Origin of the sequence: Erwinia sp. BNK-24-b (assembly GCF_047456155.1) — a bacterium.
GTDB classification, from domain to species: Bacteria; Pseudomonadota; Gammaproteobacteria; order Enterobacterales; family Enterobacteriaceae; genus Erwinia; species Erwinia phyllosphaerae.
In genome coordinates this window covers 2,619,904-2,644,438 of record NZ_CP179901.1, presented here as the reverse complement: position 1 = coordinate 2,644,438, position 24,535 = coordinate 2,619,904, and the positions used below count along the sequence as shown (strand labels likewise).

At 53.4% G+C, this 24,535-nt stretch carries 25 protein-coding genes and 2 pseudogenes; 16 read left to right on the top strand and 11 right to left on the bottom strand.

From position 1 onward, the window contains the following. The first annotated feature begins 188 nt into the window (after window positions 1-188). The 4 genes from ACMGGR_RS11910 to ACMGGR_RS11895 all read left to right on the top strand — a co-directional run bounded on the left by ACMGGR_RS11910 (window position 189) and on the right by ACMGGR_RS11895 (window position 3,444). Window positions 189-1,175, top strand: a complete 987-nt coding sequence (locus ACMGGR_RS11910) for an SDR family oxidoreductase (protein ID WP_414146962.1) — start codon at window positions 189-191, stop codon at window positions 1,173-1,175. Between the two features lie 176 nt (window positions 1,176-1,351). Beyond that, window positions 1,352-1,540 (top strand): YjfB family protein, encoded by a 189-nt coding sequence (locus tag ACMGGR_RS11905; protein WP_246759037.1) that lies wholly within the window; start codon window positions 1,352-1,354, stop codon window positions 1,538-1,540. Window positions 1,541-1,773: 233 nt separating this feature from the next. Then, the gene (locus tag ACMGGR_RS11900) at window positions 1,774-2,331 is read left to right on the top strand and encodes a DUF4142 domain-containing protein (RefSeq protein ID WP_246759038.1); all 558 of its coding nucleotides are present in this window, start codon (window positions 1,774-1,776) and stop codon (window positions 2,329-2,331) included. 486 nt (window positions 2,332-2,817) lie between these two features. After that, on the top strand, window positions 2,818-3,444 hold the full coding sequence (locus ACMGGR_RS11895; RefSeq protein ID WP_414146961.1) for a hypothetical protein: 627 nt from the start codon (window positions 2,818-2,820) through the stop codon (window positions 3,442-3,444). Window positions 3,445-3,646: 202 nt separating this feature from the next. Here ACMGGR_RS11895 and ACMGGR_RS11890 read toward each other — a convergent pair. Both ACMGGR_RS11890 and ychF read right to left on the bottom strand, forming a co-directional pair. Further along, window positions 3,647-3,896 (bottom strand): annotated as a pseudogene (locus ACMGGR_RS11890) (Arm DNA-binding domain-containing protein); the annotation flags it as partial. Window positions 3,897-4,116: 220 nt separating this feature from the next. Then, window positions 4,117-5,208, bottom strand: coding sequence for a redox-regulated ATPase YchF (ychF, locus tag ACMGGR_RS11885; protein ID WP_414146960.1), 1,092 nt, complete (start codon window positions 5,206-5,208; stop codon window positions 4,117-4,119). Between the two features lie 334 nt (window positions 5,209-5,542). On the opposite strand from ychF, the gene ACMGGR_RS11880 reads away from it, so the two are divergent. Both ACMGGR_RS11880 and ACMGGR_RS11875 read left to right on the top strand, forming a co-directional pair. Continuing rightward, window positions 5,543-7,024, top strand: a complete 1,482-nt coding sequence (locus tag ACMGGR_RS11880) for a SulP family inorganic anion transporter (RefSeq protein ID WP_414146959.1) — start codon at window positions 5,543-5,545, stop codon at window positions 7,022-7,024. Window positions 7,025-7,158: 134 nt separating this feature from the next. Continuing rightward, window positions 7,159-7,800 carry an EAL domain-containing protein gene (locus ACMGGR_RS11875; RefSeq protein WP_246759044.1) on the top strand — a complete coding sequence of 214 codons (642 nt, stop codon included), beginning with the start codon at window positions 7,159-7,161 and terminating at the stop codon, window positions 7,798-7,800. Between the two features lie 383 nt (window positions 7,801-8,183). Here the strand turns inward: ACMGGR_RS11875 and ACMGGR_RS11870 are convergent. Further along, a pseudogene (locus tag ACMGGR_RS11870) lies at window positions 8,184-8,561 on the bottom strand (hypothetical protein); the annotation flags it as partial. A gap of 180 nt (window positions 8,562-8,741) precedes the next feature. Here ACMGGR_RS11870 and ACMGGR_RS11865 point away from each other — a divergent pair. Continuing rightward, entirely contained in the window at window positions 8,742-9,086 is a 345-nt protein-coding gene (locus tag ACMGGR_RS11865) for a colicin E1 family microcin immunity protein (RefSeq protein ID WP_414146958.1), read from the top strand. Between the two features lie 4 nt (window positions 9,087-9,090). Here ACMGGR_RS11865 and ACMGGR_RS11860 read toward each other — a convergent pair whose 3' ends face one another. Continuing rightward, a complete protein-coding gene (locus ACMGGR_RS11860) occupies window positions 9,091-9,255 on the bottom strand; it encodes a colicin-like pore-forming protein (RefSeq protein WP_414148955.1) in 165 nt (54 codons plus the stop codon). 537 nt (window positions 9,256-9,792) lie between these two features. Further along, complete coding sequence (gene pth, locus ACMGGR_RS11855; RefSeq protein ID WP_246759047.1) at window positions 9,793-10,377, bottom strand: aminoacyl-tRNA hydrolase; 585 nt, start codon at window positions 10,375-10,377, stop codon at window positions 9,793-9,795. Window positions 10,378-10,635: 258 nt separating this feature from the next. Here pth and ychH point away from each other — a divergent pair, with 258 nt between their 5' ends. Continuing rightward, window positions 10,636-10,920, top strand: a complete 285-nt coding sequence (ychH, locus tag ACMGGR_RS11850) for a stress-induced protein YchH (RefSeq protein WP_414146957.1) — start codon at window positions 10,636-10,638, stop codon at window positions 10,918-10,920. A gap of 122 nt (window positions 10,921-11,042) precedes the next feature. Here the strand turns inward: ychH and prs are convergent, their stop codons facing one another. The 3 genes from prs to lolB form a co-directional block, all read right to left on the bottom strand. Then, window positions 11,043-11,990 (bottom strand): ribose-phosphate diphosphokinase, encoded by a 948-nt coding sequence (gene prs / locus ACMGGR_RS11845; protein WP_124232585.1) that lies wholly within the window; start codon window positions 11,988-11,990, stop codon window positions 11,043-11,045. A gap of 139 nt (window positions 11,991-12,129) precedes the next feature. Next, window positions 12,130-13,008: a 4-(cytidine 5'-diphospho)-2-C-methyl-D-erythritol kinase gene (gene ispE, locus ACMGGR_RS11840; RefSeq protein WP_246759049.1), complete on the bottom strand. Its 879-nt coding sequence runs from the start codon at window positions 13,006-13,008 to the stop codon at window positions 12,130-12,132. Further along, window positions 13,005-13,622: a lipoprotein insertase outer membrane protein LolB gene (gene lolB, locus ACMGGR_RS11835; protein ID WP_246759050.1), complete on the bottom strand. Its 618-nt coding sequence runs from the start codon at window positions 13,620-13,622 to the stop codon at window positions 13,005-13,007. The genes ispE and lolB overlap by 4 nt, the downstream gene beginning before the upstream one ends. 224 nt (window positions 13,623-13,846) lie before the next feature. Here lolB and hemA point away from each other — a divergent pair, with 224 nt between their 5' ends. The 6 genes from hemA to kdsA are packed head-to-tail and all read left to right on the top strand — an operon-like array spanning window position 13,847 to window position 19,148. After that, window positions 13,847-15,100: a glutamyl-tRNA reductase gene (gene hemA, locus ACMGGR_RS11830; RefSeq protein WP_246759051.1), complete on the top strand. Its 1,254-nt coding sequence runs from the start codon at window positions 13,847-13,849 to the stop codon at window positions 15,098-15,100. A gap of 33 nt (window positions 15,101-15,133) precedes the next feature. Then, window positions 15,134-16,216, top strand: a complete 1,083-nt coding sequence (gene prfA / locus ACMGGR_RS11825; protein ID WP_246759052.1) for a peptide chain release factor 1 — start codon at window positions 15,134-15,136, stop codon at window positions 16,214-16,216. Beyond that, window positions 16,216-17,043, top strand: coding sequence for a peptide chain release factor N(5)-glutamine methyltransferase (prmC, locus tag ACMGGR_RS11820; protein ID WP_414146956.1), 828 nt, complete (start codon window positions 16,216-16,218; stop codon window positions 17,041-17,043). The genes prfA and prmC overlap by 1 nt, the downstream gene beginning before the upstream one ends. Window positions 17,044-17,057: 14 nt before the next feature. Continuing rightward, window positions 17,058-17,456 carry a SirB2 family protein gene (locus tag ACMGGR_RS11815; protein WP_246759055.1) on the top strand — a complete coding sequence of 133 codons (399 nt, stop codon included), beginning with the start codon at window positions 17,058-17,060 and terminating at the stop codon, window positions 17,454-17,456. Beyond that, complete coding sequence (gene sirB1 / locus ACMGGR_RS11810; protein ID WP_246759056.1) at window positions 17,453-18,262, top strand: invasion regulator SirB1; 810 nt, start codon at window positions 17,453-17,455, stop codon at window positions 18,260-18,262. The genes ACMGGR_RS11815 and sirB1 overlap by 4 nt, the downstream gene beginning before the upstream one ends. 31 nt (window positions 18,263-18,293) lie before the next feature. Continuing rightward, entirely contained in the window at window positions 18,294-19,148 is an 855-nt protein-coding gene (kdsA, locus tag ACMGGR_RS11805) for a 3-deoxy-8-phosphooctulonate synthase (RefSeq protein ID WP_246759057.1), read from the top strand. A gap of 246 nt (window positions 19,149-19,394) precedes the next feature. Here kdsA and chaA read toward each other — a convergent pair whose 3' ends face one another. Then, the gene (gene chaA, locus ACMGGR_RS11800; protein WP_246759058.1) at window positions 19,395-20,486 is read right to left on the bottom strand and encodes a sodium-potassium/proton antiporter ChaA; all 1,092 of its coding nucleotides are present in this window, start codon (window positions 20,484-20,486) and stop codon (window positions 19,395-19,397) included. A 375-nt stretch (window positions 20,487-20,861) separates the two neighbouring features. Here chaA and chaB point away from each other — a divergent pair, with 375 nt between their 5' ends. Further along, window positions 20,862-21,092 (top strand): putative cation transport regulator ChaB, encoded by a 231-nt coding sequence (gene chaB / locus ACMGGR_RS11795; protein ID WP_246759059.1) that lies wholly within the window; start codon window positions 20,862-20,864, stop codon window positions 21,090-21,092. 297 nt (window positions 21,093-21,389) lie between these two features. Continuing rightward, window positions 21,390-22,067, top strand: a complete 678-nt coding sequence (locus ACMGGR_RS11790; RefSeq protein ID WP_414146955.1) for a gamma-glutamylcyclotransferase — start codon at window positions 21,390-21,392, stop codon at window positions 22,065-22,067. A gap of 7 nt (window positions 22,068-22,074) precedes the next feature. On the opposite strand, the gene ACMGGR_RS11785 is transcribed toward ACMGGR_RS11790, so the two are convergent. Continuing rightward, on the bottom strand, window positions 22,075-23,526 hold the full coding sequence (locus tag ACMGGR_RS11785) for a serine/threonine protein kinase (protein ID WP_414146954.1): 1,452 nt from the start codon (window positions 23,524-23,526) through the stop codon (window positions 22,075-22,077). 49 nt (window positions 23,527-23,575) lie between these two features. Then, window positions 23,576-24,523, bottom strand: coding sequence for a hypothetical protein (locus ACMGGR_RS11780; protein ID WP_246759063.1), 948 nt, complete (start codon window positions 24,521-24,523; stop codon window positions 23,576-23,578). Window positions 24,524-24,535 lie beyond the last annotated feature (12 nt).

Below are 24,535 nucleotides of genomic sequence, written 5' to 3'. Positions count from 1 at the left end.
CATGGGGACCGATTCAATTGCCGTATTTACCAGCGGTCACGTAGGCAGGCCCGACCGCGCTGTTTGTCAGCAGTACGTGCTTATCTTCCGCTATAGCCCCGCAGTTTTTCTGTCACCTGCCATACTCAGCTGGCAAAGATTTTTTATTTATCAGTTAGCTGCGACGCAGCCGTCAACAAGGACCGATTATGTCTCCCGAAAAAGTAGTGGTAATTACCGGCGGAACCGCTGGCGTAGGGCGCGCCAGCGCACAGGCATTTGCCGAGGCGGGTTACGCAGTAGCGGTGATTAGCCGCAGCGAACAGAGCGTCAAAGAAACCATCGAAGAGTTAAAGCTGCTGGGCGCACGGGCAACAGGCGTTGCGGCCGATGTGGCGGACGGGTCAGCGCTGTTAGCCGCAGGCCGTAAAATCGAGGCCGAGCTTGGTCCCATCAGCGTCTGGGTAAATGCCGCCATGCTTACCGTGCTTGCGCCAGTGACGGAGGTGACCGATGAAGAGTTCCAGCAGGTCACGGATGTGACTTATCTGGGCTGCGTACACGGCACGCGCGCCGCGCTGACGCTAATGGGCGAGCGGGACAAGGGCACTATTGTACAGGTTGGATCGGCGCTGGCCTATCGGTCGGTGCCGTTGCAGTCTGCCTATTGTGCAGCTAAAGCGGCCATCCGGGGCTTCACGGATTCGCTGCGCAGTGAACTGCTGCACAACAAAAGTTCGATTCGCCTGACGATGGTGCACCTGCCGGGCGTAAACACGCCGCAGTTTGACTGGGCACGTAACAAGATGGGCAATGCGGTACAGCCTATGCCGCCAATTTTTCAGCCCGAAGTAGCCGCCAGAGCGATCGTTAAAGCATCAAGCCGCGCACCGCGCGAGGTCTGGCTGGGGCGCACCACCGTACAGTCAATTATGGGCACCATGCTGTTTCCTGGCCTGCTTGACCGGATGATGGCGAAACAGGGCTGGAGCGGACAGCTTACCGATGAGTCAGAGGTCGCAGAACGGCCTGACAACCTGCATCAGCCGGTAGACGGGCTGCATCGCAGCCACGGCCGCTTTGACGACAAGGCGGAAGGCCGCGCTGTCCACCTGAACGTTAACAACCCTGGCCTGGCCATTCTGGGCGTCGCCGCCGTCGCCTGGCTGGGACTGCGCGCTTTGCGTCGGCGTTAAGTTATAAGGGCAGGGTGCCGCTTTTCTGTAAGGAGTCTGCCGTTGTGCACACGGCAGAAAACGAGGCTATTAGTGCCGAAACCCTAACGTTCTCTGTGAAAAAGCCGATAACCCTCTATGGCCCGATCTCAGGCCGTAACAGGTGTCTTTTTCGTTACAGTAAACAGGAGAGCACGATGGATGTATCGCAAATTGCGTCACTAGCTTCCGGTCTTAATAATCTGGAACTCAACAGCCAGGTCAGCAATCTCGTACTGAAGAAAACGCTGGATAACCAACAGGCCGCGGCAACCAGCCTGATCGCCTCTATTCCTCAGATGCCCGCTAACCCGGCAATCGGACGGAATATCAATACCACGGCATAAGCCAGGGTATGGCGGAAAGGACTCAGGACGCCATAATCAGCTGTTTCTACGGGGAGCGAGAATCTCCCCGCTTTATCGTCACTCCTGACCTCCTCCGTTCACGACCCTGGCTTAAACCGCTGTCTTAAATCATTTATCCACTATACTGACCCTTGCAGTTGTAATTTACATCCGAGGCTGTGCTCGGTTAACGATCTGACGTTAACCATATCCATGACCATCTGGAGAATAAAATGCAAAAAAGTAAAACTTTGAAAGGGTTGCTGACCGTATCGGTCGTAGCGGCTATGTTCAGCACCGCCGCCGTACAGGCCCAGACGCCGACCAGTGGCGCCGCAAGCCAGACCGCAGCAAACACCAAACTCAGCTCCGGCGACGAAAAAGCGGTGAAAGATATGGCGCAGGCTGATATCAATGAAGTTGCCGCTGGCAAGATCGCCTTGAGCAAAGCCAAAAGCAGCGAAGTCAAAGCCTTCGCGCAGCAGATGGTCGATGACCACGGCGGCGCCTTAACCAAAGTACAGACCGTCGCCGAGCAAAAGGGCGTGACGCTGCCAACCGAGCCGGACGCTAAGCACAAAGCTATGGCCGCTAAGCTGGAAAAGGTGAGTGGTGCCGCATTTGACAAGATGTATATGGAAAATGCCGGGACTAAAGACCACAAGATGGTGCTGTCTAAGCTGGAAAGTGACGCCAAAAAAATTAAAGATCCGGATGTAAAGGCGCTGGCTGATGCGCATACGCCGGTCGTGGAGCAGCATCTGAAAGCTGCCCAAAAAATGGCGATGTAACCGGACATACGGCGAGTAAGTAGACAGGTCATTCGATGGGGATACTGTCCTGTGACCTGGACTATCTTTGTTCGAAGTGTTACCGAAAGTCATGGCGATTAAGTATCTGGTGCTACTTCAGGCATCAACTTTCCCCGGCTTGTATCTCACTATCAGGCTGAATACGATTGCAGCTGTACGCTTACCCTCCTCAGTCGCTGTAGATATCTCCTGGTATGGTTGGACTGACCTGCTACCCGTTGATTAACACAGACTGATTTAGCAACTTCCGCTTTTGGCACTAAATTGTTGTAGGCGATCTTACGAGGCCGCAGCGGCCGATGCGCAGCCGTTACTTTGTCTAATCTCACGCGGATGAAGGGGTAATGTGTTGGTGCACAGTTAATACTTTCTTTCCTTCACGACTGTTCCTCAACCTCGGTTTTTGCTAATCTATGCGGCTGGACTGCTTCCAGCCGCATTAGCGTTGCCGGTTAAGGAGTTTCCATGTCGCCTTTCAACAAACATCGCCCCTTTATTTCCCTTTCGCGTCGTCAGCGCCGTAAAAAAGTCATCGAGCTAAAAAACCGTATCTATCGTCAACGTCATCGCTGTGGCGGGATGTTCTATGATGATTGCGATATTCAACACTACAAAGATAACCCCGACCATATTTGGGCATGGAGTGATATCTATTTTGTCGGCTGCGATCCTGTCGATCTCTGGAATGCTGAAATCATCACGGCCAAGTTGGCTTTTCAGGATGCGGTGCACGATCGCGCATTCAATGAAGCCTGGGCGATGCTCAGCCAGCAGGAACAAAAAGAAGAGGCGCGATATGAAACAACCCCCAATGTGAATAGCAAAGGCAAAATTGTTAGCCATACCTTGGTGCGCCGAGAAAAACAGGCCTATGCGATTTTTGGCGGGCTGACCTTTTGGCAGTTTATTGAGAAGCGTGAGAGGGAAATAGCGCAAGATGAAGCGCCGGAGGTTTGTTGTGGTTATCAGTTGCTGCCGGGGTTCGCTTATGGGCATGGGCTACGGATAGTTGTTGATGCTGCGGCGCTGACCGTGCCTGTGATTGAGGCGGCGATTGGGGATTTTTTGAAAAAGGTGAGGGACGTGGCTTAGGAGATAGCGACTTATATGGGGAGCACTGAAGATGCGGGCGTTCATACAGTAGGGAATCGGAGGGGGGAAAATTTGTCATCCTCCCATATGTGTGTAAGTTGAGCCTTAACGGCATTGGACCTGTAACCTATTTCATTTAAACGTGAACGGCCTGTGGTTCGGGCTGTGTGGATTATATATTCCTCTCCAGCCAAAGGTTGCAAATTTTATCAGGCTGCCTCGCCTGAGCAGGGTTCATGCCCTCAGCAACTTGCTTACGCGCTTGCTCGCGAGCTTCGGCAAGCTTTACCGCTGGATTCTCACCCAGCGCAAACATGCTTGATTTGCCGTTGAGCTTAAATCGTTAACGCCAGGCCTTTTTACCATTGGGTTTCATTTCGAGGTAGAGACCGTTGAAAATCGTTAAGTCGACAGAGTTTTTCTTTCGGCCTGGCAGTACGGCATTGTCTCAATGAGCATAACTGAGGGTTGTTTATTTATTATACCGTTATTGTACTCACTAAAATGAAGATGGAAGAAAGTGGTACTCATCCATGTGCTCATTTTTAACAGCGTTGTTACGAGATGAGTTGAGACATTGTGAAATGAAAAATCCACGCAACTGCGTGGATTTTAGAGGCTTTTACCGTTGTCCTGAGATTCAGTGAAACCTCATGAGACAACAGAAACGAATTAGACGTTAAACAGGAAGTTCATCACGTCGCCATCTTTCACGATGTAATCTTTACCTTCTGAACGCATTTTACCGGCTTCTTTCGCGCCCTGTTCGCCTTTATAAGCGATGTAGTCTTCATAGGCGATGGTCTGAGCGCGGATAAAACCTTTCTCAAAGTCGGTATGAATTTTACCGGCGGCCTGCGGAGCGGTTGCGCCTACAGGGATGGTCCAGGCGCGCACTTCCTTCACGCCAGCGGTGAAGTAGGTTTGCAGGTTCAGCAGAGAGTAACCAGCGCGAATGACGCGGTTCAGACCTGGCTCTTCAATACCCAGCTCGGCCATAAACTCGTCGCGGTCAGCGTCTTCCAGCTCGGCGATGTCGGATTCCACAGCAGCGCACACCGGCACAACGACGGAACCTTCTTGCGCAGCGATTTCACGAACCTGATCCAGGTAAGGGTTGTTCTCGAAACCATCTTCGTTAACGTTAGCGATATACATCGTTGGCTTCAGGGTCAGGAAGCTCAGATAGCGGATAGCCGCTTTATCTTCTTCGCTCAGATCCAGCGAACGCAGCATGCCAGCGTTAGACAGGTGCGGCAGGCATTTTTCCAGCGCGACCTGTTCTGCTTTAGCGTCTTTATCGCCGCCTTTTGCTTTTTTCTGCACGCGCTGTAACGCACGTTCACAGGTGTCCAGATCGGACAGCGCCAGCTCGGTGTTGATCACTTCGATATCATCAGCCGGGTTAACCTTGTTGTTAACGTGAATGATGTTATCGTTTTCAAAGCAGCGCACTACGTGGCCGATGGCTTCGGTTTCGCGGATGTTGGTCAGGAACTGGTTGCCCAGACCTTCGCCTTTCGACGCGCCTTTTACCAGGCCCGCGATATCCACAAACTCCATGGTGGTTGGTAAAATACGCTGTGGCTTAACGATTTCCGCCAGTTTGTCGAGACGGGAATCAGGCATTGGCACCACGCCGGTATTCGGCTCAATGGTACAGAACGGGAAGTTTGCCGCTTCGATGCCCGCTTTGGTTAACGCATTGAACAGTGTGGATTTCCCGACGTTAGGCAGGCCCACAATACCGCATTTGAATCCCATGTAAATCACCTTAATTAATAAGAGGAAGCGTTCTTCCCCGAAAAGCTGGTTGGCACTAAGTTTCCGCGCATTATACACGTAATTATCGCCTGGATGGCGCTGTTTTCTACCCGCAACGGGCAGAATAGGGTTGAGATCTCGCTCACGTTTTCACATACTGTTTACCTACTACGCCAGACGGAGAACACTGCGGATGCATCGCTTCCAGCTTACGCCACCCTGAAACCTTCCTGCCTGCAACGTCTGTTGCGCTTCTCGTCTTTCTGACGAGCCAGAACTGTGCCCCAACGCGGCGGTGCGGTAATCCTGCATTACTATAAAAACGGAAATCAGCATGTTCAATTTGAGCAACCTCAGGGCTGCCGACGTCAAGAATGACGTTCTGGCCGGCGCTGTTGTCTCTGTGGCCCTTATTCCGGAAGCCACGGCCTTTTCACTATTGGCCGGCCTGTCGCCGACCATCGGCCTGCATACCGCCTTTATTCTTGGTCTGGTTACCGCGCTGTTTGGCGGCAAACCCGGCATGATCTCCGGCGCGGCGGGATCGATCATCGTGGTGTTAATCAGCCTGATCCAGACCCACGGCTATGAATATGTGCTGTTGGCGACTATTTTTGCCGGGGTTATCCAGCTGGCGATTGGGCTGTTCCGCCTGGGGAAATTTATCCGCCTTGTGCCGCAACCGGCTATCTATGGCTTCGTGAATGGTCTGGCTATCGTGATTGCGCTGGCGCAGATCCCGATGATTAAAAACCAGGGGCCGGTGATGTACGGCCTGGTGGCGCTGGCGATGCTGATCGTCTGGCTGTTTCCTAAATTCACCAAAGTCATTCCCGGTTCGCTGGCGGCCCTCATTGCCATTAGCGCTATTGCTATCGGTTTTGGTCTGGATACCAAACGGGTAGGGGATCTGGCCGATATTTCCGGCACGCTGCCGTTTTTCCATCTGCCAGAAGCGCCCCTAAGCTGGGCCACGATGAAGATTGTGCTGCCTTATTCGGTGATTATCGCGCTGGTCGGGCTGATAGAATCATTGTTAACGCTGGCGGTGCTGGATGAAATGGGCAGTAAAAAAGGCAACGGTAATAAGGAGTGCGTGGCGCAGGGCATCGGCAATACGCTGTGCGGCTTTTTCGGCAGCTTCGCCGGTTGCGCCATGATTGGCCAGTCGATCATCAACTTTACATCCGGTGGTCGCGGGCGCATTTCCAACCTGGTTGGCGCGATTCTGCTGATTCTGTTTGTGGTTAGCCTGTCGAAGTATATTGCGTTACTGCCGGTGGCGGCGCTGGCTGGCATCATGTTTGTTGTCTGCATCAACACGTTTGAGTGGAGCTCGCTTAAACGCCTGAAGCGCATGCCCAAACCGGATGCGGTGATTATGGTGGCGGTAACCGTGGTAACCATTTATACCGATTTAGCGATGGCGGTAATTTTCGGCGTGATTATTTCCGCACTGGTTTTCGCCTGGCAGCATGCCCGCATTACCATTACGTCGCAGGAAGAGAGCGAGACCCAAAAGACCTACCGGCTGGAAGGCCCGCTGTTTTTTGCTTCCGTAGCCAGCTTTCAGGAGCTGTTTACGCCAGCAAAAGATCCGCAGGAAGTGGTTATCGATTTTGCCCGCACGCGGGTGATGGATTCCAGCGGCGTTGAAGCCATTGATAAACTGACCGCGCGCTATATTGCGGAAGGGAAAAGCGTCAAACTGCGGCATCTCAGCGAAGATTGCATCAGTCTGTTAAAGCAGGCAGGCCCTTTTTGTAGTCACGAGCTGGATGCGCCCGACTATAAAGTTGCCGCCGACAGCGACTAAAGCGTAAAGCTAAGGCCGGTCCTGCCGATATATATCAAAATCGTTATAACGCCCTGAGTATCAGAGTAAACCTCTAACTTTTGGCGATATGATGAATATAATCACTGGCAGGACGTCCTGAGCTGGCATAAAGCATGATTGATAATTACTGTTACATTCCGATTCATTCCCTTAGCGGTGAGCTGATTGCGCTGGAGCTTACTGTTTTACCACACCAGAATGCGCCAACTGCCCAGAATGCGGAAAACCGCCTGCTGGATCAGCTACTGACGGTAGAACGTTATGCAGACTATTTTCAGCTGCACGGCCTGCTGTGCTGCCTGACGATTGATTTTCCGCTGGCGCGCGCGGTGACCGAATCGCCATTTATTCAGCGAATTTTGGGGCAGCTGCCTTTTGTGCGGCTAAAGCTGTCGGAAGATTTCCCTAATCTGCACGACGGGCCGAATAACCCCCTGTTGCGTGCGCTAATCGATCAGCTGAACATTTTATGGCTGGACGACCTGGGGGCGGGCGACGCTAACCTTAATGCGCTTCAGTCGAAGATGTTCGAAGTCGTCAAGCTGGATCGCCAGTTCTATCTGGATAACATCAGCAAGCCTTTCTTCAACGTATTGATTGCCCATATTCATCGTTACACCAACCGCGTATTGGTGGCGGGCGTCGAAAGCGAAGGCCAGCTGGAAAAGCTGGCGGCCAGTAAGGTCTGGGGCGTGCAGGGCTATTTTGCTGAATCTATGGCGCTGGATGCACTGGACGGCACGGAAGGACCTTAATGCAGAAGGCGTCTGTTGTTGGTAACGGCAGACGCCTGTATTCACTGACCTGACTAGCAGGCTTTTTGCACGGTGTGAGATTGCTTGCTGGCTAAAACCGGTAGCTAAAACCAGTAGCGCCCATAATTCGGTAAGATTCGGGCGCTTGCTTTATGGGATTATCTAACGTCGTGTTATGCCATATTTTTTATCGACTACAAACTGTGGGGCTTCCCAGTTGCGGCCTTTGAAAATCTTAACCGTCTCATCCTTATAAAATTTTTTTCCATTCAACAGTTTCTTAAAGGTTCGGATAAGTAAACCGTTCGCAATAACATCAAATTTATATCTTACAAACCAACTGTCGATACGCGAGTAGTCAAGCCGAGGGGCCAGGAACAAGACTACATCTTCAACGCTTTCATTCTCGACCATACTTTTAATATCAACCATTGGTATTCCCTCTCTTCCTGCTTGTTTTGTGCCTCTATTGCTTCTGGCATATACAAAGGTTGCGTTTTTTCATCTACTTTATAATCTTCAAGCGTAGCAGTATGGGCATTATTCCAGACATCCTCATCTTTAACGCCATCAGGTACACCTAAAGCCCGATATCTCTCCAGTTCCCGAATTTCATGTGTATAAAATCGCTTGTCGATATCTGTTGCCTCAAGTTGGCTTTTTAAAATTTTCTCAAGGCGATCGACCATAATTTTATTGGCATCTGAGTCACCAAATCTACCCGTATGCAGTTTGATCTTGTCAAGGCCCTGGGTGGCGATATATTCATCGGTACATTAACTGCGTGTTAGTCGCGAGCACTTTTTACCTGTGTTGTTAAATAATGTGAGCCATGGCTATTTTCTTTCAAACTGATATGTTGAATAATGATTTTTTAGATTTAGTAGTAAGCTTATGATTGCAGCGCAATGGTGGAATGGCTTGATAAAAGGATGTTTATAATGACGCTAAAGTACTATTTCAAAAACTTGCTCTTTGGGCTGTTATGTTTAATTTCAAGCTATATTATATGGCGCGATAACAGAAGTCCTGTCTTTTTAGGTATTTTAGCTGCATCTGTGATAAGTTTTTTGCTTTTCCCTTTTGCTAAAAAAGCAATGGAAAACGTTGCGCTTTACCTGGTCCCTGAAGATTTTTGGCATAAAGGTGTTTTTATTGATATTCCTCAAAAAAGCACTTTATACATTTTTTATTATATTTTGTGCTTTGTTATAGCGGTGCCTGTTGGCCTGATTTATATATTGCATTTACTATTAAAAAAAGGTCATCCTGAAGATGACCTTTAAAAAATCATATCCCCAGTAATTTGTTTACTTTTTCAACCTTTTCATCCGTGATTAATGCACTTATTATTGCCAGCATCAGTGCAAAACCAAAAATACCAGGTGAGGTGCTAAGCATAATACTAAATACATGTGCAGTAAGCATAGATGCACCGAACCCTACGGCCTTGATGTCACTAAATTAATTATGGATTTTTATTCATTATATTTAGTTGGATTACCACACGCAATAGTTACTGGGGAGTGGCGATCTTTCTTCGTAAATATGGAAACATTGGCCGTAAGTGCCATCACCTGGACTACCACCATAATTAAAACCCGACATGATTTCGCCCTCTCTTTCGTTTAATATCCCTTTTCGTATAGCTTATTAATATTTCTTCAATAAAAATAATAATGAACAAGCATTATAAATGCGGGTTAAAAATAATGTATTTACTAATGAGTTTCTGTGATCTTGCAGGTTTTTTTAGGCAAAAGGGTAATTTTGAGTAATGACTAGGATGTTGTGTTTATATTTTCTTAGAAACTGAAAAGCATTGCTGATTTAGAAAGGTATGATAACCAACCCCTAAATATGCCCAATCATCGTATTAAAATTTTCGAATTTGCTAATAATAAGCCTGTTGATTTATCAGTGATAAACCAACAGGCGGCTCCGGAAAAAGTTTTATTACACTGGTATTAAAATTTTCGCACCAGAGCAGGCCTAACCCTTAAAGCTATGCAGCCGATTCATCGCTTTTAACCGATCTTCTTTCAGCCAGACTTCGGTACAGCGCGCCGCTTCGTCCACCGCGTTATCAATCAGCGTCTGCTCTGCTGCCTGAGGTTTACCCAGCACAAAGCCAACCACCTTGTTGCGGTCGCCGGGATGACCGATGCCGATACGCAGACGGTGAAAGTTCAGGTTGTTACCCAGCTTGCTGATAATATCTTTCAGGCCGTTATGGCCTCCGTGGCCGCCGCCCTGTTTAAATTTTGCCACGCCCGGCGGCAGGTCTAGCTCATCATGCGCCACCAGAATCTCCTCTGGCGCAATCCGATAGAAGGTTGCCATTGCAGCCACCGCTTTGCCGCTCAGATTCATAAAGGTGGTGGGCACCAGCAGCCTGACGTCTTCGCCGCCAATATTTAAACGAGCGGTATAACCGTAAAATTTACTCTCTTCTTTTAACGACTGATTGTGACGTTCAGCCAGTAAATCGACGTACCACGCGCCCGCGTTATGGCGCGTAGCGGCATATTCCGCGCCGGGATTGGCCAGACCGACAATCAGTTTAATGCTGCTCACTTGTTTGTTTTCCTAAAGGGATCCACAGGGAAGGCGGCTAGTGTACTAAGAGCGGCAGCAGAACTCAAAACTGCGCGCGAGGTCACAATAGTTCACCGGCGTGATAATACGTTTTCGATAGAAAAATCAATCTGCTGCGCGTAAAGATTTGTCAGACTTTTAGCAGTAAATGTGATCTGTTCCGCAACGAAGCGTTAAGTCATTGCATAAACTTATGGTACTAACCGCACGGACGGCATTGACTTCTGGAGGTGACAAATGAGACGTAAACATGTCAGTTTAACCGGTAACGCACTGATGGTGCTCGGTCTGGCAATAGTGATAGCAGGGATCGGCTATGCGGTACTTAACCAGCTGCCGCAGCTTCATCTGCCGCAAGTTCTGGCCAATGCCGCAATTTTTGGCATCTTTATCGGCGCGCTGATGTGGCTGATAGGCGCGCGTCTTAGCGGACGAGAAAAGATTACGGATCACTATTATTGGGTACGTCACTACGGTGACAAGCGCTGCCGCAGAGCGTCAGATCATGGTCATCACCAGTAATAAGCTGCACGAATAGCAAAGCCAAAAAAAGCGGGACGGTGTTAGCCGTCCCGCTTTCTGTTCAGCGCCCCAACACTAGCGGGAAGCTGACGACAGGGCGCTGAACAGTCAGCGCCCGCCGATTAATGCTCAAACATTGCCGAGATAGACTCTTCGTTGCTGATGCGGCGGATTGCCTCAGCCAGCATGCCGGAGAGCGTCAGGGTACGCACGTTTGGCAGCGCTTTGATCTCTTCCGGCAGAGGAATGGTGTCGCAAACCACCACTTCATCAATCACGGAATGACGCAGGTTTTCTACCGCGTTGCCAGAGAAAATCGGGTGAGTGGCGTAAGCAAATACGCGCTTCGCACCACGCTCCTTCAGCGCCTCAGCAGCTTTACACAGCGTACCGCCGGTATCGATCATGTCATCAACCAGCACGCAGTCACGACCCGCCACGTCACCGATGATGTGCATCACCTGAGAAACGTTGGCGCGCGGACGACGCTTGTCGATGATAGCCATATCGGTATCGTTCAGCAGCTTGGCGATAGCGCGAGCACGCACCACGCCGCCGATGTCCGGAGAAACCACGATAGGGTTTTCCAGACCAATTTGCAGCATATCTTCCAGCAGGATCGGGCTGCCGAAGACGTTATCAACCGGGACATCAAAGAAGCCCTGAATCTGTTCAGCATGCAGATCGACAGTCAGAACGCGGTCAACGCCGACGCTTGACAGGAAATCTGCAACAACTTTGGCGGTAATCGGCACGCGGGCAGAACGCACGCGGCGATCCTGGCGGGCATAGCCAAAGTAAGGAATAACAGCGGTAATACGACCAGCGGAAGCGCGGCGCAGGGCATCCACCATCACAACCAGTTCCATCAGGTTGTCATTGGTAGGTGCGCAGGTGGACTGGATGATGAAAATATCACCACCGCGTACATTTTCATTGATTTGTACGCTCACTTCACCATCACTGAAACGACCGACGGCGGCGTCGCCCAGGCTAGTGTAAAGGCGGTTGGCAATACGTTGTGCTAGTTCCGGGGTGGCGTTACCAGCAAAAAGCTTCATATCAGGCACGAGAAGAACCTCAGGCTTTGCGTCCAGAGAATGAACATCGTCGTCAACGGCACTGGGCGGTATACCGCTGACGGGTTCATACGGGTGTAATCGAGTGCGGTGCCGCCTCAGGAACAGGTTGAGGCGGTCACCACAGCTCTTATTGCGTTGAAAGGTAGCGGTGCAGCGGCGAAACGTTAACGCCTCGCGCAACAAAGCCCTGCCACTTTTTCAAAGCAAGCTCAGCCACCTGACGGGCAGCGTGCTCGGTGTCAAATTCTGCAAACACACAAGCGCCGGTTCCTGTCAGGCGCGACGGCGCGTATTCTAGCAGCCAGGAAACGAGCTGTTCAACCTCGCGAAAACGTTTTCTTACTACTGGCTCACAATCATTGCGGTATTTTGCCGCTAATAACTCACTGATTTCCCTTTGGGGCGTATCGCGAATCAGCTCCGGGTCGTTAAAGACCACCGGCGTAGAGATATGCACGCCGGGATGAATGACCAGATACCACTTCTCCTCGGGCGTCACCGGCGTCAGCGTTTCACCAACGCCTTCGGCAAAGGCGGCAAAGCCCTGCACAAACACCGGCACGTCCGCGCCGAGCGCCAGGCCCAGCTTCGCCAGCTCTGCAAAGCTAAAGCCGGTCTGCCAGTAGTGATTTAACGCCACCAGCACCGTGGCCGCATTGGAAGAGCCGCCACCCAAACCACCGCCCATCGGCAGGCGTTTTTCAATGGCGATAGCGGCCCCGGCGTTTTCCGGCAGCCTGCCATGCTCGCTGGCATGCGCCTGCAACATTTTTGCAGCACGAACGATTAGGTTCTCTTCATCCGGCACGCCTGCAATCGGCGTCAGCAGGGTAATAACACCGCTGCTGTCCGGCTGAATGCTAAGCGTGTCGCCATAATCCAGAAACTGGAACAGCGTTTGCAGCTCGTGATAGCCGTCAGGCCGGCGACCGGTAATGTAGAGAAACAGATTAAGCTTAGCGGGCGCGGGCCACTTAGCGATGTGCTGGTCAACAACGGCCGTCATTTAACTGTCCAGCCATCCATTTTTAGCTTGATACGCTGCTCGCCTTCGCGCAGTTCCATATTTGAAGGCAGGGCAGGCTGCTGTTTTTCATCGTAGCCCTGCCAGGTAACGGCCCACTGCTGGCCGTCGCGGCTGTAGTTGACCGTGCGCAGGCGGTACTTGTCATCCAGTGAGTAGTCGCTGGCGTCACCAGGCAGGCCCATCATCCACTGACGCAGGTTGTCGAGTGGGATGTCCATGCCGGTAAGCTGCGAAATCATCTTTTCGGCATCGTTGCTGGTGTAGCGTTTACCTTTGTTATCGACCAGCTGTACCACGCTGCCCTGCGCATCCAGCTGCAGTTCGGTGCTGCCCAGCGGGTTGGTCAGCAGCAGACGGTAGCGATCCGGCGCGGTTTGCTGCCAGTTGAAGCGCGCGTATACTTTCTGTTTGTCAGAAAGGTAAGCAAAGGCGCCTCGCGTCTGGTATTGGGTAATTTTTTCCACGGCTTTTTGATGCTGCTGCCATTGTGGAGAGGTCACGCTGGCGCCAGGCCCCTGCGGTTTATTAACGCTACAGGCTGCCAGCAGTATGCTGGCAAGCGGGAGAAGACGCATCGTGCTCTTCATTAACATAGGGGATAGGCTCCTCAGACTCCGTTCAGGCGCTTTCGCGCAAATTAACCGTTTAAGCTAGCTACCGGGGAAGACGGCGTCAATGCTCAATTTGTCCTGTTTCGTGCTTAATAGCCATATCAATCGCAGTGAACGGCGAATGTGGCTTTTCTTGATCTCGCGCATCTTGTAGAATGCGCCTCACAAAACCCTATCAACAGTGGGATCTCCCAGACCTAATCACCATGACCTTGCTGGCACTCGGAATAAATCATAAAACGGCACCTGTGGCTCTGCGTGAACGCGTAACGTTCTCGCCGGATACGCTCGATCAGGCCCTTGACAGCTTACTCGCTCAGCCGCTGGTGCAGGGCGGCGTGGTGCTGTCTACCTGTAACAGGACCGAGTTATATCTTAGCGTCGAGCAGCAGGAGAATCTGCAGGAGCAGCTGGTGAAATGGCTGTGCGACTACCATCAGCTCAGCGCCGATGAAGTGCGCAAAAGCCTCTACTGGCACCACGATAATGAGGCGGTCAGCCACCTGATGCGCGTTGCCAGCGGTCTGGATTCGCTGGTGCTGGGCGAGCCGCAGATTTTAGGCCAGGTGAAAAAAGCTTACGCGGACTCGCATCGCGGCCACACCATCTCCAGTGAGCTGGAGAGAATGTTCCAGAAATCGTTCTCGGTAGCCAAGCGCGTACGCACGGAAACCGAAATCGGTGCCAGCGCCGTTTCCGTCGCCTTTGCGGCCTGTACGCTGGCGCGGCAGATTTTTGAATCGCTGTCGACCGTCACCGTACTGCTGGTCGGCGCGGGGGAAACCATCGAGCTGGCGGCGCGTCATCTGCGCGAGCACAAAGTGCAAAAGCTGATTATCGCTAACCGTACCCGCGAACGTGCGCAGAAGCTGGCGGACGAAGTAGGGGCAGAAGTCATTAACCTGGCGGAAATCGACGCCCGTCTGGCAGAAGCCGACATTATTATCAGCTCTACCGCCAGCCCGCTGCCGATTATCGGCAAAGGAATGGTCGAGCGCGCGCTGAAGCAGCGCCGCAACCAGCCGATGCTGCTGGTGGATATCGCCGTGCCGCGCGACGTCGAGCCGGAAGTGGGCAAGCTGCCTAACGCCTACCTCTACAGCGTGGACGATCTACAGGCGATTATCGAAAGCAATATGGCGCAGCGTAAAGCGGCTGCGGTACAGGCAGAAACTATCGTCGTGCAGGAAAGCGGCGAGTTTATGTCCTGGCTGCGCGCGCAAAGCGCCAGCGAAACTATCCGTGAATACCGCTCTCAGGCCGACCAGGTTCGCGCCGAACTGGAAGAGCGCGCGCTGGCGGCGCTACAGCAGGGCGCGGATGCCCAGGCCGTCCTGCGCGAGCTGGCGCACAAACTGACCAACCGGCTGATCCACGCGCCGACCAAATCCCTTCAGCAGGCCGCCCGCGACGGCGATGACGAACGCCTGCAGATTTTACGCGACGGCCTCGGGCTGTAACGTTTTTTACCTCTTTGATTACAGGGAACACCAATGAAGCCTTCTATTGTTGCCAAACTGGAAGCCTTGCAGGAACGCCATGAAGAAGTTGAGGCGATGCTGGGCGATGCTGGCGTGATTGCCGATCAGGAGCGTTTTCGCGCGCTGTCGCGTGAATATGCTCAGCTGACCGACGTCAGCCAGTGTTTTGGCAGATGGCAGCAGAACCAGGACGATATCGCCGCCGCTGAAGAGATGCTCAACGATCCGGAAATGCGCGATATGGCGCAGGAAGAGCTGAAAGAGGCCCGCGAGGCCAGCGAGCAGCTGGAGCAGGAGCTACAGGTTTTACTGCTGCCGAAAGATCCTGACGACGAACGCAACTGCTATGTAGAAGTTCGTGCCGGAACGGGTGGGGACGAGGCCGCTATTTTTGCGGGCGATCTGTTCCGCATGTATAGCCGCTATGCCGAATCCCGCCGCTGGAAAGTGGAAGTGATGAGCGCCAACGAAGGCGAGCACGGCGGCTATAAAGAAGTGATCGCGAAAATTATCGGTGACGGCGCCTATGGCCGCCTGAAGTTTGAATCCGGCGGACACCGCGTGCAGCGCGTGCCGGAAACCGAGTCCCAGGGCCGTATCCATACTTCTGCCTGTACCGTCGCTATTCTGCCGGAAGTACCGGAAGCCGAACTGCCGGACATCAACCCGAGCGACCTGAAAATTGATACCTTCCGCTCATCGGGCGCGGGCGGTCAGCACGTTAACACCACCGATTCAGCTATTCGTATTACTCACCTGCCAACCGGCATCGTGGTTGAATGTCAGGACGAGCGTTCACAGCATAAAAACAAAGCCAAAGCGTTGGCCGTGCTGGGCTCACGTATCCGTGCGGCGGAAATCGCCAGACGCCAGCAGGAAGAAGCGTCCACTCGCCGTAACCTGTTGGGCAGCGGCGATCGTTCCGATCGCAACCGCACCTACAACTATCCGCAGGGCCGTATCACCGACCACCGTATCAACCTGACTATTTACCGTCTGGATGAGGCGATGCAGGGCAAGCTGGATATGCTGATTGAGCCTGTGGTACAGGAATATCAGGCTGACCAGCTGGCCGCGCTGTCCGAGCAGGAGTAATGGAAATCAGGCAGTGGCTTAAGGAAGCCGTTTCGCAGCTGGGCAGTGAAAGCCCAAAAAGAGATGCGGAAATTTTGTTGGGATTTGTGACCGGCAAGTCCCGCAGCTGGCTAATCGCCTTTGATGAGACGCCGCTGACGCAGGCGGAGCAGGAGCGCCTGGCCTCGCTGCTGGCGCGCAGGATCAACGGCGAACCCATTGCATACCTGACCGGCGAGCGTGAATTCTGGTCGCTGCCGCTCAGCGTTTCCCCCGATACGCTTATCCCCCGGCCGGATACCGAACTGCTGGTAGAGCAGGCGCTGGCCCGTTTGCCTGCCGCGCCCGTCGCCATTCTGGATTTGGGCACCGGCACCGGCGCGGTAGCGCTGGCAATTGCCAGTGAGCGCCCCGACTGCCGGGTCACCGGGGTCGATCGTATTCCGGCTGCCGTAGAGCTGGCGCAGCACAATGCCCGGCGCCTAGGTATCACTAACGTCACCTTCCGCCTGAGCAACTGGTTCAGCGCGCTGGCCGACGAGCGCTTTGCCGTCATCGTCACTAATCCACCCTATATTGATGAAGCCGATGAGCATCTGGCGCAGGGCGACGTGCGTTTTGAGCCGCTGAGCGCGCTGGTCGCGGCGGACGCAGGCCTGGCCGATATTAAAATCATCGCGGCTGAAGCGGGAAAAGTGCTGCTGCCCGGCGGCTGGCTGCTGCTGGAACACGGCTGGCAACAGGCGCAGGCGGTGCAGGCCATCCTGCGCGACCAGGGCTTTTCCGCCGTCGCGACCTGCCGGGACTATGGCGGCAACGATCGCGTTACTTACGCACAAAAACCCTGAATGAGGGAAAAATAATGGCTGAATGGTACGGTTCTGTTAAGACACTGCATCTGCTGACGGTAACGATTACCGCCGCGATGTTTTTGCTGCGTTTTTTCTGGTTACAAAGCGGCTCGGCAATGCTGCAAAAGCGCTGGGTGCGCATTGTGCCGCATGTGAATGACACGCTGCTGCTGCTTTCGGGCTTTTTGCTGGTGGCAATCACGCACTTTTATCCCTTTACACCGCAAGGTGCCTGGCTGACTGAAAAGCTGTTTGGCGTTATTATCTATATCGCGCTCGGTTTTATTGCACTCGGGCGCAAACCACGCGCGCAAAAAGTGCGCTGGATAGCTTTTATCGTGGCGGCCGCGACGCTGGTGGTAGTTTATCACCTGGCCACCACAAAAATGCCATTGTTGGGGAATGTATGACGTCGATAGCAACTGATGAAGACACAGCGACCCCGCTGTGCGAGGCGGTGATTGCGGCCACGCTGGCCATCCGTCCCGATTTTCCTGCTGAAGGCGTAAAAAAGCAGCTGGCGGCGCTGGTCGAAGAGGCTCGCGCCACGATCCCGGCGCAGCTGGAGCAGGACCTGCAGCTGGAAAAGCTGATTGAACTGTTCTGGCAGCAGTGGGGATTTGGCGGTGCCAGCGGCGTTTACCGGCTTTCGGATACGCTGTGGCTGGATAACGTGCTGAAAACGCGTCAGGGCACCGCCGTGTCGCTGGGAGTCATTTTTCTGCATATTGCGGGCCAGCTGTCGCTGCCGCTGATGCCGGTAATTTTCCCTACGCAGCTAATCCTGCGTGCCGACTGGATTGACGAAGAGATGTGGCTGATCAATCCATTCAACGGCGAAACGCTGGACGAACATACGCTGGAAGTCTGGCTGAAGGGCAATATCGGCCCGGTTGCAGAGCTTTATGACGACGATTTGCAGGAAGCCGAACCGCAGCTGGTGCTGAACAAGATGCTGGACACGCTGAAAGCCGCGCTGATGGAAGAGAAGCAGATGGAGCTGGCGCTGCAGGTCAGCCAGGTACTGATCAATATGGACCCGGAAGATCCTTATGAAATTCGCGATCGCGGGCTGATTTTTGCGCAGCTGGACTGCGAGCACGTGGCGTTAAGCGATCTGACCTATTTTGTTGAGCAATGCCCGGAAGATCCGGTCAGCGAAATGATTAAACTACAGATTCACTCGATTGAGCAAAAACAGATCACGCTGCACTAATCTGTATCCTTTTGAAGAATAAGGCGAAGACATGAAACAAAAAGTGGTTAGCATTGGCGATATCAAGGTCGCAAACGATCTGCCGTTTGTGCTGTTCGGCGGCATGAACGTGCTGGAATCCCGCGATCTCGCCATGCGTATCTGTGAACACTATGTCACGGTGACCCAGAAGCTGGGCATCCCTTACGTGTTTAAAGCCTCTTTTGACAAGGCGAACCGCTCTTCTATCCGCTCCTACCGTGGGCCGGGTCTGGAAGAGGGCATGAAGATTTTTCAGGAGCTGAAGCAGGCTTTCGGCGTGAAAATCATTACCGACGTTCATGAAGCAAGCCAGGCGCAGCCGGTAGCCGACGTGGTTGACGTTATCCAGCTGCCTGCGTTTCTGGCGCGCCAGACCGACCTGGTTGAAGCGATGGCGAAAACCGGCGCGGTAATCAACGTGAAGAAGCCGCAGTTTGTTAGCCCTGGCCAGATGGGCAACATCGTGGAGAAATTCGCGGAAGGCGGCAACGAGCAGGTTATCCTGTGCGATCGCGGCGCCAACTTTGGTTACGATAACCTGGTCGTGGATATGCTGGGCTTTAACGTAATGAAGCAGGTTTCTAACGGTAGCCCGGTGATTTTTGACGTGACGCACGCGCTACAGTGCCGCGACCCGTTTGGCTCCGCTTCCAGCGGCCGTCGCGGTCAGGTTACCGAGCTGGCGCGTTCCGGTATGGCGGTCGGCCTGGCCGGTCTGTTTATCGAAGCGCATCCGGATCCGGCCAACGCAAAATGCGACGGCCCGTCCGCGCTGCCGCTGGACAAGCTGGAGCCGTTCCTGGCGCAGATGAAAGCGATTGATGACCTGGTGAAGAACTTCCCTGCACTGGATACCAGCAGCTGATAAACAACAGGCCAGCCGCCTTCCCGGCGCTGGATACCAGCAGCTGATAAACAGCAGGCCAGCCGCCGTTCCGGCGCTGGCCTGCTGTTTTCAGTCATCCCTTTGCCTTCCCGCCATGCCTGAACGTAGTGTTCACGACGCATTCTCTCCAGCATCCTTGCCATCAGAGCATCACAGCATCCTTGCCATCAGCGCATCACAGCATCCTTGCCATCAGAGCATTACAGCATCCTTGCCATCAGCGCATTACAGCATCACCGTCATCAGATAACCTACAAACAGCGCCAGATGCGCCGCGCCGTTCAGCACGTTAGTCCTGCCGGTAGAGAACGAAATCTGACACAGCAGCAGCGAAGCCAGCATGATCACCATATGCGGTGGCTCCAGCCCGAATACCAGCTCCTGGCCCGTTAACGTAGCAATAATGGTGACGGCGGGCACGGTCAGCGAAATGGTGGCCAGCACGGAGCCGAAAAAGAGATTCATCGCGCGCTGCACCTGATTAGCCAGCACGGCTTTAATGGCTCCCAGACCTTCCGGCGACAGGATCAGTAACGCCACCAGGAAACCCGTAAACTGCTCTGGCGCATTCAGCGTCGTCAACAGCGAGCCGAGCGTGCTGGAGTCCATCTTGGTGACGGCGATAACGGCAATCAGATGCACCAGCAGCCAGCAGGTATGCCAGATGCTGGAGTGCGCCGAAGGTTTGCCGTGCTGCGGGTCGTCGCCTTCATCCTCATGCTCATAAATAAACAGGCTCTGGTGCGTTTTGGTTTGGATCAGCAAAAAAATGCCGTACATAGCCGCTGAAATCGCAGAGATCAGCAGCGCCTGGCCGGCACTGAAGTTTTCTCCCGGCAGCGCGTTGGGAAACACCAGCACCAGCACGGCCAGCGGGAAGATAGCGATCAGATACTGCTTTACGCCAGCCAGATTGACATATTGCGTAGCAAATTTACGTCCGCCGAGCAGCAGCGCAAAGCCCACCAGGCCGCCGGTAACGATCATCACGATAGAGTAGAGCGTGTCACGCATCAGCACCGGAGCCGCATCGCCGGTAGCCATCAGCGCCGAAATCAGGCTGACTTCCAGAATCACTACGGAAAGGCTCAGGATCAGCGAGCCGTAAGGCTCACCCAGGCGGTGAGCAAGCACGTCGGCGTGTCTTACCACGCTAAAAGCACTGCTAAGAATGGCGACCAGCGCTATAAGGTTGATAGCGATAACCACCGGTAAGGATTCAGAAGCGCCCCAAAACCATAAGATAACCAGGGCTGCAATCGGTAAAACAAGAGAGGATTCTTTATGGCGTGTTCTGACGCTTTCATGCGCACTCATAAGCTTATTTCCTTTTCTGGCCAGCGGCCTGACAACAGGCGAAATCGCATTATTAGTTGATTATATAACAAGCGATAGCAGTGTAACGGTAGCAAGGTTAACAGGTGGTAAACTTTACACGATTTTACCTGTTGCAATGATAAAGTGGCCGAGTGCGCAATTATAGAGACTATTACATTTAAGTTATTGTATTTAATGCATTATTTAAAAATTAAAGCGCCAGAAATGCGCGGTATAATGCGGTTTATTGACGATATAGATAGCGGAAATAATTGTTATTATCAGGTTCTTCGCTGAAGAAGGTGAAAATTTGTAGCTGGCAACGTCGGCTATTTTGTTCCAGGCTTATAAAATCGGATAACCAGGAGATAAACAATGCCATACGACTCAAGATCGTCGCTGCCAGACAGCGTTAAAAACGTACTGCCAGCCCACGCCCAGGATATTTATCAGGAAGCTTTTAACAGCGCCTGGGACGAATACAAAGAGAAGAAAGATCGCCGGGGTGATGAGTCACGCGAAGAAGTGGCGCACAAGGTCGCCTGGGCTGCGGTGAAACATCAGTATGAAAAAGGTGACGATGACAAGTGGCATAAAAAACGCTGATACCAGCGCCGCTATTGCTCCGCTTTCTTTTCCCTTACCAGCAGCCATCGGCTTAAGCCCCCTCCCGCAAAGCGGTTTTTTATTGAGCATTTATTGACGCCGCGCGTGGTTTAATCACGCGCGCGCTGAAGTTTTTCGTTATCAGGCCGATGATAAATTTACGCTTAATTTTACTTTTGAAACGCGCTGTAGCCTTGATCGCAACGCCTTAAATGGCATATTGTCACAAAAGCGTAACGGCGCGATCCTTCTATTTTTTTATCAGCAGCAGGGAATGGGCAGCAGCGGAGAGGTTCAATGTTAACAAGAGATTTCCTGTTAAAAGCGGATTGCAAAACAGCTTTTGGAGCCATCGAGGAATCGCTGTTATGGACCAGCGAGCAGCGAGCGGCTTCCCTGGCGGCTACGCTGACCTGCCGTCCCGATAACAAGCCGGTGTGGATTTTCGGCTACGGTTCACTGATGTGGAATCCGGTATTTGAAGCGGACGAGGTGGCGCAAGGCACGCTAAGCGGCTGGCATCGGGCCTTTTGCCTGCGTTTAACCGCTGGTCGGGGAACCGCGCAGCAGCCTGGCCGCATGCTGGCGCTGAAAGAGGGCGGTGCCACCACCGGTCTGGCGTTTCGTCTGCCGGAAGAGAAGCTGCACGAAGAGCTGGGGCTGCTCTGGAAGCGAGAAATGGTGACCGGCTGCTATCTGCCAACGTGGTGCGAGCTGGCGCTTGACGACGGGCGTAGCGTAACGGCGCTGGCGTTTGTCATGGATCCGCGCCATGAACTTTATGAAACCGACTCTTGCCCACAGACCATTGCGCCATTGATAGCCCAGGCCAGCGGCCCGCTGGGTACCAATGCGCAATATCTTTTCTCGCTGGAACAGGAGCTGAAAAGACGCGGTCTGTATGACGAATGCCTTACCGATCTGGTGCAGCGTGTACGCGATCTTCAGGAATACCACAACGATCTGGTTGGCTAACCCGGCTTCAGGAACCCGGATTAATCAGCCAGGTTCCCGACTTATCGATATCAAGCTCCTGATTGCGCACCGTACCCGTGGCGGAATGTACTTCAATCTTATAATGTCCGGCCGCCAGGTTAAGCGACGCATAGCCGCTGATGTTCGGCTTCACCTCGACAGGCGAGCCGTTCAGCACCACCGTTTCTCCACTGGCCAGCTTCAGATAAACCGTAGCAATCATCGGCTGGTTTGCGGCTACGGTTGCGCTTGCCGGCTTGCTGCTGGCCACAGGCGCAGCATTGCTCTCATTACCGGCGGCGGCAGAAGGTTCGACCTGTGACGAACTGTTATCACGGGTCAGGGCTATGCCTAATCCCACCAGCGCCAGTACGGCGATACCGGCAGCGATAGCCAGAGGCTTTGCCATCTTATGATGACGCAGGGAAGCATACTCCGCGCTGGCCGAAGCGGGAGCGATAATAATCGGCGGCTGCTCCGGCGGACGTTCTGGCTCTTCCTGCAGGAGCGCGGGAGGCTCTTCCGGCATTATCGTGACGCTGCTGACCAGTTCTTCTACCGTGCTGACCGGTAGCGCAATCAGCGCTGCAAATTCATCAACCGACTGCGGACGATCCTGCGGCTTCATGGCCAGCGCGCGGTCAATCGCGTTCAGCAGCGGTAACGAAAATCCTTCCGGGCGAAGCTGGGCCAGCGGCTGGTAGCGGTCTTCGATGCAGCGCACCACGCTCACCGGCGGCGGGCTTCCCGTGACCAGCGTGTGCAGTACGGCACCCAGCGCATAAATATCCGTCCAGGGGCCCTGGTCGCTGTCGCTCTCCTCGCTGTACTGCTCAATCGGCGCATAGCCGGGTTTCAGCATGATTTCCGTCTGGTCAGAAAGGTTGCCGATAGTTTTACGGGCGGAACCGAAGTCCAGCAGCACCGGCAGCTGGTTATCCTGAATCTGAATGTTATCCAGCGAGATATCGCGATGCAGATAGCCAGCCTGATGAATGGTGTCGATAGCGCCGAACAAAGGCGGCAGCAGCTGACGGATCCACGCGTCGGTGACGGTTTCCGGACTGCCAAGCTGCCACTCTTTCAGCGTCATGCCGCTGTAATAGAGCGTGCCCATATAGGCGGTACCGTTCTCTTCCCAGAAGCGCAGAACATGCAGCAGTCCGGGATGGTTGAACCGCGCCAGCAGGCGGGCTTCCTGAATAAAGCTGTTTAAACCGGCGGCAAAAAGTTTCTGATAGCGTTCGCCGCGCAGCGTAATCGTCAGTTTCTCATCCCGCGAGACCAGCGAAACGGGCAAATATTCTTTAATAGCGATGGTGCGCTCAAGCAGGTGATCCCAGGCGCGATAGACAATGCCGAAGCCGCCGCCGCCGATGACCTCTTTAATCTCAAATTCATTGAAGCGGTGCCCGGCCGGGAGGGCGTTGGGCACGCTTTTATTATCGTTTGCCGACATAGTAAACACTCTCTAAGTGCTAACGGCCTTTCTCTGGTAAGAGAAAGGGTCAGTTAACAGTGCGCCAGGCGCCAATAGCCGGATCGGCCAGGTCTGCATGCAGGTCATCTACCAGCAGCACATTAATTTTAGTTTGTGGATCCGCCAGGCTGCTCCAGCTTTTACGCAGCGCTTCCACGCGGCTTTTAAGCTGTAGCGGATCGGCGGCCTGGCTTTTACTCATTTTTACCAGCAGCGTGCCTTCAAATGACCAGACGTGCAGCAAAGGGTTGAACGTCAGCAGCAGCCAGCTGTCCGGGGCATCTTTTTTGCTGACCACCAGCCGCTGGTTATTGGCTGCCACGATGGTCAGCTGGCCGCCAGCCGGATGCAGATTGCGTAACGGCAGCCCCTGATAAAACTGTACGGCAATCGATTGGGTTTTACCGCCGCTGGCGAGCAGCAGCTCGCTTTTGCCTTCCAGCCAGCCTTCCGTTGAGCAGCTCATGTGCTTCGCATCAGGGATAAACAGCGACTGGCCTTTTTCGTCCCACCAGGTGCGGAAGTGACAACCGCCGGGCAGGTCAAAATGCTGGAGCGGCGCGTTGTTGGCCGGTTGCGACAGATCCAATGGTTCGGCATTGCTGGCGGTGGCCGTTGCCGTGCCGTCAGCGATAACGATAGGGCGCCAGTTCTGCTCTCTGGAAGCGGTGCCGGAAGCCAGCACGGAACCGGCTTCGTTAGCCATCCGCCACGGCAGTTCGTCCAGCTTACCGCACTGGTTATTCAGCAGCTTGCCCACGCGCGGTAAAAAATTATTCAGCACGCTCGACTCTTTGCTTTTCCCTGAAACGATACGCAGATGGATACTCTCCTGACACCAGTCTTTTGGCGCGTTACTTTCCACGTTGTCGATAAACACCTCCAGCGCCAGGCTGGGGGAGTAAACCACGCGGTAATCTTCCGCCTGAGCGGCGGTTGCAAACAACAGGGTGAGAGCCGGCAACCAGAATTTCATAACGTTCCTTGG